The following is a 14,526-nucleotide window of genomic DNA, read 5'->3' as shown; positions in this document are numbered from 1 at the left end:
CGCCTCGGGGGAACCGCGTGAGCACTGCCCATGTACCGCAGCAACCCCAGCCGGCCCGGACCGGTGCGTCACCGGGGCCTCCGCCCACGCCGCCGTACGCCAGTGAGGCCACGCGGCTGCTGTGCGTGGGCACCTATCTGGACCCCGCCTTCCGGGACCGGGTGATCGAGGAGCTGCACCTCAACGAGCAGCGGTTCGTGGCGCCCTCGCTGGGGCTGGACGCGGCCCGGGTCCTCGCGCACGCGCTGCGGGCACGCCGTATGGAGTTGCAGTGGGCCGCCGCAATCCTCGCCCTGTGGGCGGCGGGCGCCGCCCTGACCCGGGGTCTGCTGCTGGTCTTCGTCCTGCCCGGTCTGCTGCTCGCCTTCGCCGACCGGAGCCGCGTCCGGGGAACGTCGCGGTGGCAGCTGCCGGTGTTCCTCATGCGCTGCGTGGGTGTCCTCCTGTTCGCGGGGCTGCTGTTCTTCGCGCTGAAGGCCGCGTTCACCGGCGATCCGATCAGGGCCTGGCAGGCCTGGACCGTCCTGGTGACGCTCGCGCTCGTGGGCGTGTGCGAGCGCGCGCGGCGCGACCAGCTCGCCAGGGCCCTGACGGGCAGCCTGTCCAGAGAGGCGTTCCCCAACGCGGCTGCCGACCCCGCCGAGCGGGGCGGGGGAGAGCGGTTCCAGCGGCTGAAGGACCGGATCCGCCTGGAACAGCACTCTCCGCTGATCATGTACCACGAGGCCCGGCCGTTCTGCGGGGCCGGCACGGCCCGCGACACCTGGGTGCTCGCCGTGGAGCTCAAGCCGGACGCCCTGAAGAAGGAACAGCGCCCCCTGAGCAACCGCGCGATCCTGGACAGCATCCGGCCCCGGCTGGAGCAGCTGCGGCTGCCCGCCGAACACGCGGAGCGGGCCGGGCTCACGGTGCGCGACCGGCTGCGCCGGCTGGAGATCGACGAGTGCGTGTTCCTGCCGGCGGAGGGGGAGCGGAGCCGGGCGGAAGCCCCCTTCCACCCGGAGGCCGTCGCGGAGCACTGTGCGCGGGCGGTGGAGGAGGGCGGCGAGAAACGGCGGCACTTCCTGCGCATCCGGGTCGGGGGCTGGGAGGAGGAACTGGTCGTCACGGTCTTCGTGCGCGTCCACACCCAGGGCCGCATGCTGGTCCTGGAGATCGCGCCGCATGTCCTGCTGCCGGTGCGCGAGGACTTCAAGGAGGCCTCCTACAGCCTCCAGCGGAACACCCTGGTCGCCAGGGCGGCCGATGCCGCCCTGCACGTGCCAGGCTCGGCGCCCACGTCGCTGTACCTCGTGGGCCGGGCCGTGGTGTACGTGCTGCGGATGCTCACCGGAGGCTACGCGCAGGCGCTGCCCGACGGCCCCGCCCTGTCGGTGCGGGAGCTGGGCTCGGCACCGGCCGGTTCGCAGTTCCAGACCATGGACGTCTCCCGCTACCTGAAGAGCATTCAGGACCGTGTCGCGAGCGGTGTGCGGGCGGCGCTGGCCGATTTCGGGTATCAGACCGGCGAATTCGTGCAGCAGGTCAACAACATCAGCAACGGTGGCGTGCACATCGGCCGGGTGGAGGGCAGCACCTTCGCCGTCGGCGAGCACGCCTCCGCCTCCACGACCACCGGCGACTTTGGGCCGCAGGAGGGCTCCAGGCCGCAGAAGAGCCCCGAGCCGCAGAAGGGATTGGGCACCGATGACCACGAATGAGCCGTCCGTCAGCATGGGCGACGTCTCGCACAGCACCTTCGCCATCGGCAGCCACGCGCGCGCCGAGAGCCATCACCACGCGGCCGGACACGACCCGGCCGCCGAGGAACTGCTGGCGGCGGTACGCGAACTGCGCGCGGACCTGGCCCGGGTCCGGGCCGACGACCGGATCCGGGCGCTGGACGAGGAACTGGCAGGCGCCGAGGACGAGATCAGCCGGACCGGGACCACCGGCGAGAGCAGACGGCAGCGGCTGCGGGAACTGCTCACCGACGCACAGACGGTGCTGTCGCTGTTCACCTCGGCCGGGACCGTCGCCGGACTGCTGGGGATGTGAGGGAGTGCCGTGGGCAACGGGGGCGGACTGTTCTGGAACGAGGAGACACAGCGCTGGGACGACGGCACGGCGGCGGTGGCACCGGCCACCCCGCCGCCACCGGGCCGTCCCGGCCACGCACCTGTGCCGTCCGGCGGCATCACCGACCCGGACGCGCCGACGAGCACGGCCGTACCGAGACCGCCCGGGCCACCGCCGGACCCGGCGCCGTACAGCACCCGGCCGCCCGCGGGCCCACCGTCCGTGCCGCCCGCGCCGCCCACGCTGCCCGTGCCGCCCGCCCCCTCCGCCGGACCCGGCGGGTACGGCCGCCGTACCGTGTGGACGGTACTGGGCGCGTCCGCCGCGGCCGGAGTCGCGGTGGCCCTGGTGCTGTCCCTCGGCCTCGGCGGCAAAGAGAACGACGGCCGCCAGGGCGTCGTGACAGCGAGTGGCACACCCTCGTCCACGGAGCCGTCCCCGACGCCGCCCACCTCCCCGGAGCCGTCCGCCGGCATACCGTCCCTGCCCGCCGGCTACGTCGCGTACGACGACCCGCAGGGCTTCCGTATCGCCCTCCCCGACGGCTGGCAGCGGCAGCGGTCCACCGTGAGCTCCCAGTACGGGATGGACGTCGTCAACTACCGCGACTCCACGGGCCACTACCGCCTCCAGGTCTTCGAGGTGCGGGAGTCCTCCCCCGACGCATCGTTCGACCTGTTCCTGTCCGATGCCGTCCCCAAGCCGCCGGGTTTTCAGGTGCTGTCCCGGATGAACCTGGACAGCGGCGACTTCACCGGCTCCCGGCTCGAGTACCTGGCCAACTCCCTCAGGGGCGAGCCGGAGATCGGTACCTGGCACGTCGTGGACCAGCGCTTCCAGGCCGCCGACGGCAAGATCTACGCGATCGCCTCCTACGGCCCCGACGTCGACGGCCGCTCCGACGAACACACGGTCCTCACCACGGCGGTGGACTGGTTCTGCCCGCCCTCGACCAGCTGCCCGAGCTGACCGGGCACTCCGCGTTCCGTCCTTCCTCGCCTCTTCCTTGCTTCTTCCTTGGTTCTTTCTCGATTCTTTCTCGGTTCTTTCTGGTTCTTCCGCGTTCGGTGACGTCGGTCCGGCGGTAGGCGGCCGGCGACGTTCCCGGGCTTCGTGACCTCGAACACTTTCGGTCACCGGCCAGGCATGGACAGCACGAAAGGGGCATGCGCACAGCTCCCCTGTGGGTGACGTTCGTGTGACACAGGGGAGTTGAGCAGGCACGGAAGGCAGTACCGAACATGGCGGACAGAACGGAACGCACCGCGCATGCGACCATTCACGTGGGCGGGGAGTGGCGCGAAGCGCCGGGCGGGGCACCGCCGGAGTCCCGGCCCGGACGTGACACGCGTGGCCCCTCGCCCGTCCGGACGCGGCAGGCGAGGGGCCACGCGCCGTCCGGCCTCGGCCCGCACGGGCGGTGCCGCGCAGGGCCCCGGGTGCGGCGCCCGCAACGGCCCGGCCCTGGCTACGGCTGATAACCCCCCGGCGGGATCCGGCGGCTGACCATCAGACGGTTCCAGCTGTTGATGGCGGTGATCAGGGCGATGAGATGGGCGAGCCCGGCCTCGTCGAAGTGCTTGGCGGCCTGCTCGTACACCTCGTCCGGCACAAAGCCGTCGGTGAGCACGGTCACCGCCTCGGTCAGGGCGAGTGCGGCCCGTTCGCGCTCGGTGTAGAGGTCCTCGGCCTCCTCCCAGGCGTTGAGCAGATGGAGACGGTCCTCCGACTCCCCGTTCTCCCGGGCGATCCTCAGATGCATGTCCAGGCAGAAGGCGCAGTGGTTGATCTGCGAGGCGCGGATCATGACCAGCTCGGCGAGGAACGGATCACCGAGTCCCTTCTTCGCGGCCGCGCTGACCGCGCTCATCGCCCGGGCGACCTCCTGGTCCAGTAACGACGTACGGCTCATCCGTGCTGCCCCGGCTGGTAGTGGCCCGGCGTCTTCCGGGTGGTCACGCCGAACCGGTTCCATGCGTTGATCACGGTGATCGCGGCGATCAGCTGGGCCAGCTCGGCCTCGTCGAAGTGCTTGGCGGCCTGCTCGTACACCTCGTCCGGCACAAAGCCGTCCGTCAGGACCGTGATCGCCTCGGTCAGCGCGAGCGCCGCCAGCTCCTTCTCGGTGTAGAAGTGCCGCGACTCCTCCCACGCGCTGAGCTGCACGATCCGCTCCACGCTCTCACCGGCCGCGAGCGCGTCCTTGGTGTGCATGTCCAGGCAGAAGGCGCAGCGGTTGATCTGCGAGGCACGGATCTTCACCAGCTCGTACAGCTTGGGGTCCAGGCCCTTCCGGGCGGCGGCGTCCAGCCGGACCATCGCCTTGTAGACCTCGGGTGCGTGCTGGACCCAGTCCAGCCGCGGAGGGTGCTCGGCGGCGTACTCGATCGTTTCCTCGGTGCTCATGCCCGTGACTCTAGGAGCCGGAAGGCCCGGGAGTATGGTCCACTTCCATGGCGGATTCCTGGGCCACTTCGGGCGTCGACCTGCACGTGGAACCGACCGGCTCCGGTGGGCTGCGGCGCGGTCTGACCGATGCGCTGCGGGAGGCGGTCCGCACCGGCCGCCTGGCCCCCGGCACCCGGCTGCCCTCCTCCCGCTCCCTCGCCGCCGACCTGGGCGTGGCCCGCAACACCGTCGTCGAGGCCTACGCCGACCTGGTCGCCGAGGGCTGGCTCACCGCCCGCCAGGGCTCGGGCACCTGGGTCGCGACCGGGGTGCCCTCCGCGCCGTTCGACCGGAAGGCCGACCGGAAGACCGACCGGAAGACCGACCGGAAGACCGGCGAGAAGGCCGACCGGAAGGGAGAGGCGGCACCCCCGCCGGTGCGCACGGCCCGTCCGCGCCGCGAACGCCGGCGCCCCGTCCACAACCTCGTCCCCGGCACCCCGGATCTCGCCTCCTTCCCCCGCACCCTGTGGCTGAGGGCCGCCCGCCGCGTTCTGGCCACGGCCCCCCACCACGTCCTCGACTACGGCGACCCGCGCGGCAACCCGGCCCTGCGCACCGCGCTGGCCGGTTATCTCGCCCGGGTCCGGGGCGTGCGCACCGATCCGGACCGTCTGCTGGTGTGCGCGGGCGTCTCGCACGGCCTGCGGATCCTCGCCGCGGTGCTGCGGGCGCGCGGAGTGCGCACCATCGCGGTGGACTCCTACGGACTGGACTCCCACTGGAAGCTGCTGGCCCAGGCGGGCCTGCGCACCCGTCCGCTGCCGCTGGACCACCACGGCACGGTGACACAGGAGTTGACGGACGAGGGGGCGGTGCTGCTCACCCCCGCCCACCAGTTCCCCCTGGGGGTCCCCCTGCATCCCGACCGGCGGGCGGCCGTCGTGAACTGGGCCCGGCGCACCGGTGGCCTGATCCTGGAGGACGACTACGACGGCGAGTTCCGCTACGACCGTCAGCCCGTCGGCGCGCTCCAGGGCCTGGCCCCCGACCAGGTGGTCTACCTGGGCACCGCGAGCAAGTCCCTGGCCCCGGGCCTGCGTCTGGCCTGGATGGCCCTGCCCCCGTCCCTCGTGGAGGAGGCGGCGGAGGCCAAGGGCCCCACCGACACCTGCGGGGTGCTGGACCAGCTGACGCTCGCGGAGTTCCTCACCTCCGGCGCCTACGACCGCCAGGTGCGCTCCGCCCGTCTGCGCTACCGCCGTCGCCGCGACGCCCTGGTCGAGGCCCTCGCCACCCGTGCCCCCGACGTCCGTCCCACCGGTATCGCGGCCGGTCTGCACGCCGTGCTGCGCCTGCCCTCCGGCACCGAGTCCGCGGTGGTGCAGGCCGCCGCCTGGCAGGGACTCGCCCTCCACGGCCTGTCCCGCTACCGCCACGAGGACGCCGTGGGGGAACCGCTGGACGCCCTGGTCGTCGGCTACGGCACCCCGGCGGACCACGCGTGGGCGGCGGCGCTGGACGCCCTGTGCCGGGTCCTGCCGTAACAAACCGTAACGAAGGTCCATGGCCCCCTAGGCTGGTGACCGTGACCGCCCAATACTGGTCAACAAGGTCATGGCGCAAGCGCTTTATCAGTCGACTGGACATCAGCAAAAACCGCGGCAACGGCAGAGAAAACGGGGAGAAGCGACATGGCGGGCATACGCTGGCAACTTCGTTCGGGAACGGTCGTCCTCGGCGGCATGGGACTGCTCGCCGCCGCACTCACCGCCTGCTCCTCCGATCCCGACAAGCGCTGCGTCGACCGCGACAGCTACACGCTCGGCAAGGGCTACAGGATCGTCTCCGACAAGAAGTGCAAGTCCGCCACGTCGTTCTCCGACGACGCCTGGTACTACGGCGGCAAGAAGAAGGACGGCTGGGTCAGCGGCGGCTCCTTCACCAAGCCCCGCAGCGGCTCGGGCAGTACGGGAGGCAGCAGAAGCGGGGTGACCCGCGGCGGCTTCGGCGGCAGCGGCAAGTCCGGTGGCTGAGACCGGCCCGCCATGGAACGCCGTACTCTCACGCCCCGTCCCGGCTGGCAGCAGACCGTCGAGGCCCAGGGCCTCATCTATCCGCTCACCCGTCACCCCGACAACTCCTTCCGCCCCTACTGGGACGAGAGCGCCTGCTACGTCTTCACCCTCCCCGAGGTGGAGGCGCTGGAGGAGACCGTCGAGGAACTGCACCGCATGTGCCTCGCCGCGGCGGACCACATCGTCACCACCGGCCGTTTCGCCGACCTCGGCATCACCGACCCGCGCGTCGCCCGCGCCGTCGCCGAGTCCTGGCACCGCCGTGCCGAACTCCCCTCCGTCTACGGCCGCTTCGACCTCCGCTACGACGGCACCGGACCGGCCAAGCTCCTGGAGTACAACGCCGACACCCCCACCTCCCTGGTCGAGGCCGCCTCTCCCCAGTGGTTCTGGATGGAGGAGTGCTTCCCCGGCGCCGACCAGTGGAACTCCCTGCACGAACGTCTCGTCGACGCCTGGAGGAGGCAGGCCCCGCTGCTGCCGCCCGGCAGCCCCCTGTACTTCGCGCACACCAGCGACGACGAGACCGGCGAGGACCTGATGACGGTCGCCTATCTGAAGGAGACCGCCGAACAGGCCGGCCTGGACACCGACTGGATCTCCATGGAGGAGATCGGCTGGGACCCGCTGTCGGAACGCTTCGTCGACAACGGACTGCGGTTCATCCGCAGCATCTTCAAGCTCTACCCGTGGGAGTGGATGACCACCGACCCCTTCGCCGGCCACCTCCTGGACACCCTCGACAACGGCGGCGGCACCGGCACCACCCTGTGGATCGAGCCCGCCTGGAAGATGCTGCTGAGCAACAAGGCCCTGCTCGCCGTCCTGTGGGAGCTGTATCCGGACCACCCGAACCTCCTCCCCGCCTACCTGGACGGCCCCCGCGACCTCGCGGCCACCACCGGGTACGTCGCCAAGCCCCTGCTCGGCCGGGAGGGCGCCGGAGTGACGGTCCACCGGCCCGGCGACGGCGGCCCGCCCGTCCGCGACGAGCCCTGCTGCTACCAGGCCCTCGCCCCGCTGCCCGCCTTCGACGGCAACCACGTCGTCCTCGGTGCCTGGATCGTCGGGGACGAGGCGGCCGGTCTCGGCATCCGCGAGTCCTCCGGGCTGGTCACGGACCAGTACGCCCGCTTCCTGCCCCATGTGATCCTCTGAGCCTTCTCGCACGCACCGGGCCGGACCAGCCTGTGCCGGGCGAGGCCGGGCGGGGCCGGGTGATACCGGGGCCGGGAGCGGACCGGGGCGCCGCCCCTTACGCGCCGAGCACCGCCTGCAGCTGGTCGAGCCCCCAGTCCAGATCCTCCTCGTCGATCACCAGCGGCGGGGCGATCCGGAGCGTCGAGCCGTGGGTGTCCTTCACCAGGACACCCCGGTCCATCAGCCTCCGGGAGAGCTCCCGGCCGGACCCGAGCGCCGGATCGACGTCCACCCCCGCCCACAGTCCCCGCCCCCGCACCTCTCGCACCCGTCCCGTCCCCGCCAGCTGCCCCAGCTCGCGGTGCAGACGCTCGCCCAGCTCCGCGGCCCGCGCCTGGTACTCGCCGGTGCGCAGCATCGCGATCACCTCCAGCGCCACCGCGCACGCCAGCGGATTCCCGCCGAACGTCGACCCGTGCTCGCCCGGCCGGAACACCCCGAGCACCTCCCGCGACGACACTACCGCCGACACCGGCAGAATCCCGCCGCCCAGCGCCTTTCCCAGGACGTACATGTCCGGGACGACCCCCTCGTGCTCGCATGCGAAGGTACGGCCCGTACGCCCCAGCCCCGACTGGATCTCGTCGGCGATGAACAGCACGTTCCGCTCCCGCGTCAGCTCCCGCACCGCGGGCAGATAACCGGCGGGCGGCACCACCACCCCCGCCTCGCCCTGGACCGGCTCGAGCAGCACGGCGACCGTGTTCTCCGTCAGCGCCGACCGCATCGCCGTCAGGTCCCCGTAAGGCACGATCTCGAAGCCCGGCGTGTACGGACCGAAGTCCGCCCTCGACCCCGGATCGGTGGAGAAGCTGATGATCGTCGTGGTACGGCCGTGGAAGTTGTTGTCCGCGACCACGATCTTCGCCATCTCCCGGGGCACGCCCTTGACCCGGTAACCCCACTTCCGGGCCGTCTTCACGGCCGTCTCCACCGCCTCCGCGCCGGTGTTCATCGGCAGCACCGTCTCCATGCCGCACAGCGCCGCCAGCTGCTCGCAGAACGCGCCGAACCGGTCGTGGTGGAAGGCCCGCGACGTCAGCGTCACCCGTTCCATCTGCGCCCTGGCCGCATCGAGCAGCCGCCGGTTGCCGTGCCCGAAGTTCAGCGCGGAGTAACCGGCCAGCAGATCGAGGTACCGGCGGCCCTCCACATCCGTCATCCAGGCGCCGTCCGCGGTGGCGATCACCACGGGCAGCGGATGGTAGGTGTGCGCGCTGTGGGCGTCGGCGGTGGCGATGAGGTCTTCCGTGGTGGTCACTGCGGCTCCCGAGGACGGCAAGGGGCCCCCGGTGAAGGGAGGCCGTCCTCCTTCCTAACCCCGCTCGTATGGTGGACGCGGGAACTGCGCCGTTCGACGCGCCCGGTAGGCTGACTGCGGGCCGTGACTGGCGCGCTGGGATGGGACCGACCATCGGGGAGCGGCCCGAACGGGAAAGAGTGCCGTGCGCCTGGGCCGTACCGTGAACGCCGAACGCCACGTCCGGAGGTCCTGATGCCTGAGAACCCCGAAAGCTCCGCGTCCCTGTCCCGCGAGTCCGTCGCCTTCCGCGCCGCGCTCGACGTGATCCGCGCCGTCGAGCCGCGCGTGGCCGACGCCATCGGCCAGGAGGTCGCCGATCAGCGCGAGATGCTCAAGCTGATCGCCTCCGAGAACTACGCCTCCCCGGCCACCCTGCTGGCCATGGGCAACTGGATGAGCGACAAGTACGCCGAGGGCACCGTCGGCCGTCGCTTCTACGCCGGCTGCCGCAATGTCGACACCGTCGAGTCGCTGGCCGCGGAGCACGCCCGCGAGCTCTTCGGCGCCCGCCACGCCTACGTCCAGCCGCACTCCGGCATCGACGCCAACCTCGTCGCCTTCTGGGCCGTCCTCGCCCAGCGCGTGGAGGCCCCCGCCCTGGAGAAGGCCGGGGTCCGCCAGGTCAACGAGCTCTCCGAGGCCGACTGGGCCGAGCTGCGCCAGGCCTTCGGCAACCAGCGCATGCTCGGCATGTCCCTGGATGCCGGCGGCCACCTCACCCACGGCTTCCGCCCGAACATCTCCGGCAAGATGTTCGACCAGCGGTCCTACGGCACCGACCCGAAGACCGGCCTCATCGACTATGACGCGCTGCGCGCCCAGGCCCGCGAGTTCAAGCCGCTGATCATCGTCGCCGGCTACTCCGCCTACCCCCGCCTGGTGAACTTCCGGATCATGCGCGAGATCGCCGACGAGGTCGGTGCCACGCTCATGGTCGACATGGCGCACTTCGCGGGCCTGGTCGCCGGCAAGGTCCTCACCGGCGACTTCGACCCGGTCCCGCACGCCCAGATCGTCACGACCACCACCCACAAGTCCCTGCGCGGTCCGCGCGGCGGCATGGTCCTGTGCGACGACTCCCTCAAGGACCAGGTCGACCGCGGCTGCCCGATGGTCCTCGGCGGCCCCCTCCCGCACGTCATGGCCGCCAAGGCGGTCGCCCTGGCCGAGGCCCGGCAGCCCTCCTTCCGGGACTACGCCCAGCGGATCGTCGACAACTCCCGCGCCCTGGCCGAGGGCCTGCTGCGCCGCGGCGCCACCCTGGTGACCGGCGGCACCGACAACCACCTCAACCTGATCGACGTCGCCTCCTCCTACGGCCTCACCGGCCGCCAGGCCGAGGCCGCCCTGCTCGAGTCCGGCATCGTCACCAACCGCAACGCGATCCCGGCCGACCCCAACGGCGCCTGGTACACCTCCGGCATCCGCGTCGGCACGCCCGCGCTGACCACCCGCGGCCTGGGCACCGCGGAGATGGACGAGGTCGCCGACCTCATCCACCGCGCCCTGACGGCCGCCGAGCCCGGGACCACCAAGTCGGGCGCCCCGTCCAAGGCCGCCCATGTCCTCGACCCGAAGACCGCCGACGAGATCTCCCGCCGCGCGAGCGACCTGGTGGCCGGCTTCCCGCTGTACCCGGAGATCGACCTCGGCTGACACCCCGTCCGGGCTCAAAGGCCGATCGGCTCCTGTCGTGGCTCCCCGCGCGGCGGTCCGGCACCACGCCGGACCGCCGCGCGGTGCATCAGCAGCGTGCCGCCGGCCGCCCGTCACCGGCCGGTTCCCCCGCCGGGGCGCTCCTGGACCGAGGAGGGTCAGGCACCTGAGAGAATGGGGGGCATGGCCTCTGATCGACCCCGTGTGCTCTCCGGAATCCAGCCCACCGCAGGCTCCTTCCACCTCGGCAACTACCTCGGCGCCGTCCGGCAGTGGGTGGCCCTCCAGGAGTCCCACGACGCGTTCTACATGGTCGTCGACCTGCACGCGATCACCGTGCCGCAGGACCCCCAGGAGCTGCGCGCCAACACCCGCCTCGCCGCCGCCCAGCTGCTGGCGGCGGGACTCGATCCCGAGCGCTGCACGCTGTTCGTCCAGAGCCACGTCCCCGAGCACGCCCAGCTCGCCTGGGTCATGAACTGCCTCACCGGCTTCGGCGAGGCCAGCCGCATGACCCAGTTCAAGGACAAGTCCGCCAAGCAGGGGGCCGACCGGGCGAGTGTCGGCCTGTTCACCTACCCGATCCTCCAGGTCGCCGACATCCTGCTGTACCAGGCGCACCAGGTGCCGGTCGGTGAGGACCAGCGCCAGCACATCGAACTCACCCGCGACCTCGCCGAGCGCTTCAACGGCCGGTTCGGCGAGACCTTCACCGTCCCGGAGCCGTACATCCTCAAGGAGACGGCGAAGATCTACGACCTGCAGGACCCGACGATCAAGATGAGCAAGTCGGCGTCCACCCCGAAGGGCCTCATCAACCTGCTGGACGAGCCGAAGGTCACCGCGAAGAAGATCAAGAGCGCGGTCACCGACACCGACACCGTCATCCGCTTCGACCCGGAGACCAAGCCCGGTGTCAGCAACCTCCTGACGATCTACTCGACCCTCACCGGGACGGGCATCGCCGAACTGGAGGAGAAGTACGCCGGCAAGGGCTACGGCGCGCTCAAGACGGACCTCGCCGAGGTCATGGTCGAGTTCGTGACGCCGTTCCGGGAGCGGACCCAGCAGTACCTGGGCGACCCGGAGACGCTGGACTCGATTCTGGCCGAGGGCGCGGAGAAGGCGCGCACGGTCGCCGCGGAGACCCTCGCCCGGGCGTACGACAAGGTGGGCTTTCTGCCCGCCAAGCGCTGAGGCGCACCACGGCACACACGCGGCACCGGGCGGAGCGCTGCACATCACACGGCTGCGCCTGCCCACAACACGGCTGTGGACGTACAGTCGGAGCCACACGGCAGTGACGGGACTGCCGAGAACCGGAACCGAACGGACGACGCTTCCGACACGACGACAGGAGACGACGTGGGGACCGTAACGATCGGGGTGTCGATCACGGTCCCGGAGCCCCACGGCAGCCTGCTCCAGCAGCGGCGCGCGGGCTTCGGCGACACCGCGGCACACGGGATTCCCACGCATGTCACCCTGCTGCCGCCGACGGAGGTCGACGACAGCCAACTTCCGGCGGTCGAGGCCCATCTGACGGAGGTGGCCGCGGCCGGACGGCCGTTCACCATGCGGCTGAGCGGCACGGACACCTTCCGGCCGCTGTCGCCGGTGGTGTTCGTGCGGGTCGTCGAGGGCGTCGAGGCGTGCACATGGCTGCAGAAGCGGGTCCGCGACTCCTCCGGGCCCGTGGCGCGCGAACTCCAGTTCCCCTACCACCCGCATGTGACGGTGGCGCACGGCATCGACGACGAGGCCATGGACCGCGCCTTCGAGGAGCTCGCCGGGTACGAGGCCGAGTGGCCGTGCACCGGGTTCTCCCTGCACGAGCAGGGTCCCGACGGGGTCTGGCGCAAGCTGCGTGAGTTCGGCTTCGGCGGCTGCGCGGTGGTGCCCCCGCAGGCGGGTCCCGTGGACCACGGCACCCTGCCCGTCCTGTAGCCGGCCCGGTCCGGACGGCACTCCCGGCGGCGGCAGCCGCCGGAACACCGCGCGACAGAAGCTCCCACGGCGGCCCGGGCCGTCGGGCCGTGGCCGGCACGCCCGGCGGCCACGCGTGCGCGGTCCGGGCGGACAGGTGCCCGGACGGAGGGAGGAGGGCACGGCCGCCGCCATGGCGTTCACCGTCCCGCCGCCCCGCCGCCGCGGGGCGGTGCGGCCCTCCGGGCGGCGGCAGGGGCGTCCGGCTCAGGAAGGGTCCCGGCGGCGCACCAGGTCCGGCAGCGGCCAGCGGCGGTTGACCAGGAACACCGCGACGGCGAGCAGCACCAGGACACCGCCCGTGACGGCGAGGGCGGTGCCGACGCCGCTGGAGCCGCTCTTGGCGGAGGCGCTCGCCGCGGAGCCGGACGGCGACCCGCTGCCGCCCGCCTGGCCGGCCGAGGGCGTGGAGCCCGGCTGCCCCTTCGCGCCCGCCGCACTCCTCGGCGGCACCAGTTCACCCACCGGCCGCACCTTGCCCGCGGCGGCGAAACCCCAGTCCATCAGCTTGGCGGTTTCCTTGTAGACCTGGTTGTGCCCCCCGCCCTGCGGGTTCATCACCGTCACGAGCAGCACCCGGCCGTCGCGTTCGGCCACGCCGGTGAAGGTGGAGCCCGCGTTGGAGGTGTAGCCGTTCTTCACCCCCGCGATGCCCGGGTAGACGGGGAGGTCGTAGTCGCCGCTCAGCAGCCGGTTGGTGTTCTGGATCTCGAAGGAGCCGCGGGTGGTCCTGCCCTTCTTGTCCTTCTTCGTCTCACCGGGGAACGACGCCCGCACGGTCGAGCAGTACTCGCGGAAGTCCTTCTTCTGCAGTCCGGAGCGGGCGATCAGGGTCAGGTCGTACGCCGAGGAGACCTGGCCCTTGGCGTCGTAGCCGTCCGGGCTCACCACATGCGTGTCGAACGCCTGCAGCTCCTGCGCGTGCGCGTTCATCTCCTCGACGGTCGGCTTGACGCCGCCGTTCATCGCGGCCAGGACGTGCACGGCGTCGTTGCCCGAGCGCAGGAAGACGCCGAGCCACAGGTCGTGGACCGTGTACGTCTCGTTCTCCTTTATGCCGACCAGGCTGGAACCGGCCCCCAGGCCCTCCAGGTCGGCCGGGGCGACCTTGTGCTTCTGCGTCTTGGGGAACTTCGGCAGGACGGTGTCGGCGAACAGCATCTTCAGCGTGCTGGCCGGGGGCAGCCGCCAGTGCGCGTTGTGTGCGGCGAGGACCTCGCCGGACTCGGCGTCGGCCACGATCCAGGAGCGGGCGGTGAGGTCCTTCGGCAGGACGGGGGCGCCGCCCGCCAGGTCGACCTGTGTGCCCGGCCGCCCCAGGCGAACGCCGCCCACGGTGGACATCTGCGCCGGGGGAGTGGCCGACGGGCTCGCCGCCGGAGCGGCCGGTGCGGCGAGGGCGGCGGGCGCGGCCGGGGAAACGGACAGGGAAACGGACAGCACAGCGGTGGAAGCGGCCAACAGGCAGCGTCTGACGGTCTTCTGGGAAGCGGACACGACCGGAAACGTACCTGGCGCCGGCAGTGACGTTCCGCCCGGCCTCTCACCCCGGGCGCGGAGCCTGGCGCGCAGCAGCGATACTGAGGGTATGAAGCTCAGCCGCCCCGTCTCCTGGTTCCTGCTCGCCTTCGGGGTGTGGAGCTGGGTCATCTGGGTCACTTTCGTCAGGAATCTCTTCAAGGACAGCAGCGGGCTCGCGTTCGACGACGGCCGGCCGACGGCGTACTTCTGGGTGCATCTGGCGCTCGCCGTCGTCTCCTTCGTATGGGGGACGGCCATCGGGGTCATCGGGTTGCGCGGACTGCGCGCACTGCGCCGGAAGTCATAGCGTTCCCGACACTCAGAACCGGAAGGTCC

14 protein-coding genes and 1 riboswitch are annotated in these 14,526 nt (G+C 71.7%); of the genes, 10 read left to right on the top strand and 4 right to left on the bottom strand.

Annotated elements, in window-relative coordinates; all coding sequences use genetic code 11:
• The first annotated feature begins 17 nt into the window (after positions 1–17).
• The 3 genes from ABD224_RS15535 to ABD224_RS15525 are packed head-to-tail and all read left to right on the top strand — an operon-like array spanning position 18 to position 3,027.
• On the top strand, positions 18–1,700 hold the full coding sequence (locus tag ABD224_RS15535) for a hypothetical protein (protein WP_344050160.1): 1,683 nt from the start codon (positions 18–20) through the stop codon (positions 1,698–1,700).
• Positions 1,687–2,037, top strand: a complete 351-nt coding sequence (locus tag ABD224_RS15530; RefSeq protein WP_344050159.1) for a hypothetical protein — start codon at positions 1,687–1,689, stop codon at positions 2,035–2,037. Before ABD224_RS15535 ends, ABD224_RS15530 begins: the two co-directional genes overlap by 14 nt.
• Positions 2,038–2,046: 9 nt before the next feature.
• The gene (locus tag ABD224_RS15525) at positions 2,047–3,027 is read left to right on the top strand and encodes a hypothetical protein (protein WP_344050158.1); all 981 of its coding nucleotides are present in this window, start codon (positions 2,047–2,049) and stop codon (positions 3,025–3,027) included.
• A gap of 499 nt (positions 3,028–3,526) precedes the next feature.
• Here ABD224_RS15525 and ABD224_RS15520 read toward each other — a convergent pair whose 3' ends face one another.
• Positions 3,527–3,970 (bottom strand): carboxymuconolactone decarboxylase family protein, encoded by a 444-nt coding sequence (locus ABD224_RS15520; protein WP_344050157.1) that lies wholly within the window; start codon positions 3,968–3,970, stop codon positions 3,527–3,529.
• Positions 3,967–4,464, bottom strand: coding sequence for a carboxymuconolactone decarboxylase family protein (locus tag ABD224_RS15515; protein WP_344050156.1), 498 nt, complete (start codon positions 4,462–4,464; stop codon positions 3,967–3,969). Before ABD224_RS15515 ends, ABD224_RS15520 begins: the two co-directional genes overlap by 4 nt.
• Positions 4,465–4,511: 47 nt before the next feature.
• On the opposite strand from ABD224_RS15515, the gene pdxR reads away from it, so the two are divergent.
• The 3 genes from pdxR (at position 4,512) to ABD224_RS15500 (ending at position 7,682) form a co-directional block, all read left to right on the top strand.
• Positions 4,512–5,993 (top strand): MocR-like pyridoxine biosynthesis transcription factor PdxR, encoded by a 1,482-nt coding sequence (gene pdxR, locus ABD224_RS15510; protein WP_344050155.1) that lies wholly within the window; start codon positions 4,512–4,514, stop codon positions 5,991–5,993.
• 147 nt (positions 5,994–6,140) lie between these two features.
• Positions 6,141–6,482 carry a hypothetical protein gene (locus ABD224_RS15505; protein ID WP_344050154.1) on the top strand — a complete coding sequence of 114 codons (342 nt, stop codon included), beginning with the start codon at positions 6,141–6,143 and terminating at the stop codon, positions 6,480–6,482.
• A 12-nt stretch (positions 6,483–6,494) separates the two neighbouring features.
• Entirely contained in the window at positions 6,495–7,682 is a 1,188-nt protein-coding gene (locus tag ABD224_RS15500) for a glutathionylspermidine synthase family protein (RefSeq protein ID WP_344050153.1), read from the top strand.
• A gap of 97 nt (positions 7,683–7,779) precedes the next feature.
• Here ABD224_RS15500 and rocD read toward each other — a convergent pair whose 3' ends face one another.
• The gene (gene rocD, locus ABD224_RS15495) at positions 7,780–8,985 is read right to left on the bottom strand and encodes an ornithine--oxo-acid transaminase (protein WP_344050152.1); all 1,206 of its coding nucleotides are present in this window, start codon (positions 8,983–8,985) and stop codon (positions 7,780–7,782) included.
• Positions 8,986–9,098: 113 nt separating this feature from the next.
• A riboswitch (ZMP/ZTP riboswitch) is annotated at positions 9,099–9,188 on the top strand.
• 31 nt (positions 9,189–9,219) lie between these two features.
• Here rocD and ABD224_RS15490 point away from each other — a divergent pair.
• The 3 genes from ABD224_RS15490 (at position 9,220) to ABD224_RS15480 (ending at position 12,630) form a co-directional block, all read left to right on the top strand.
• Entirely contained in the window at positions 9,220–10,683 is a 1,464-nt protein-coding gene (locus ABD224_RS15490) for a glycine hydroxymethyltransferase (protein WP_344050151.1), read from the top strand.
• Between the two features lie 183 nt (positions 10,684–10,866).
• On the top strand, positions 10,867–11,880 hold the full coding sequence (trpS, locus tag ABD224_RS15485) for a tryptophan--tRNA ligase (protein ID WP_344050150.1): 1,014 nt from the start codon (positions 10,867–10,869) through the stop codon (positions 11,878–11,880).
• A 168-nt stretch (positions 11,881–12,048) separates the two neighbouring features.
• A complete protein-coding gene (locus tag ABD224_RS15480; protein WP_344050149.1) occupies positions 12,049–12,630 on the top strand; it encodes a 2'-5' RNA ligase family protein in 582 nt (193 codons plus the stop codon).
• A gap of 246 nt (positions 12,631–12,876) precedes the next feature.
• Here ABD224_RS15480 and ABD224_RS15475 read toward each other — a convergent pair whose 3' ends face one another.
• Positions 12,877–14,166 carry a D-alanyl-D-alanine carboxypeptidase family protein gene (locus ABD224_RS15475; RefSeq protein ID WP_344050148.1) on the bottom strand — a complete coding sequence of 430 codons (1,290 nt, stop codon included), beginning with the start codon at positions 14,164–14,166 and terminating at the stop codon, positions 12,877–12,879.
• 91 nt (positions 14,167–14,257) lie between these two features.
• Between ABD224_RS15475 and ABD224_RS15470 the strand changes: the two genes are divergently transcribed.
• Complete coding sequence (locus ABD224_RS15470; protein ID WP_344050147.1) at positions 14,258–14,497, top strand: SCO4848 family membrane protein; 240 nt, start codon at positions 14,258–14,260, stop codon at positions 14,495–14,497.
• The last annotated feature ends 29 nt before the right edge of the window (positions 14,498–14,526 follow it).

The organism is Streptomyces thermoalcalitolerans (assembly GCF_039525155.1).
GTDB classification, from domain to species: Bacteria; Actinomycetota; Actinomycetes; order Streptomycetales; family Streptomycetaceae; genus Streptomyces; species Streptomyces thermovulgaris.
This window is presented reverse-complemented; position numbering and strand designations above follow the sequence as displayed.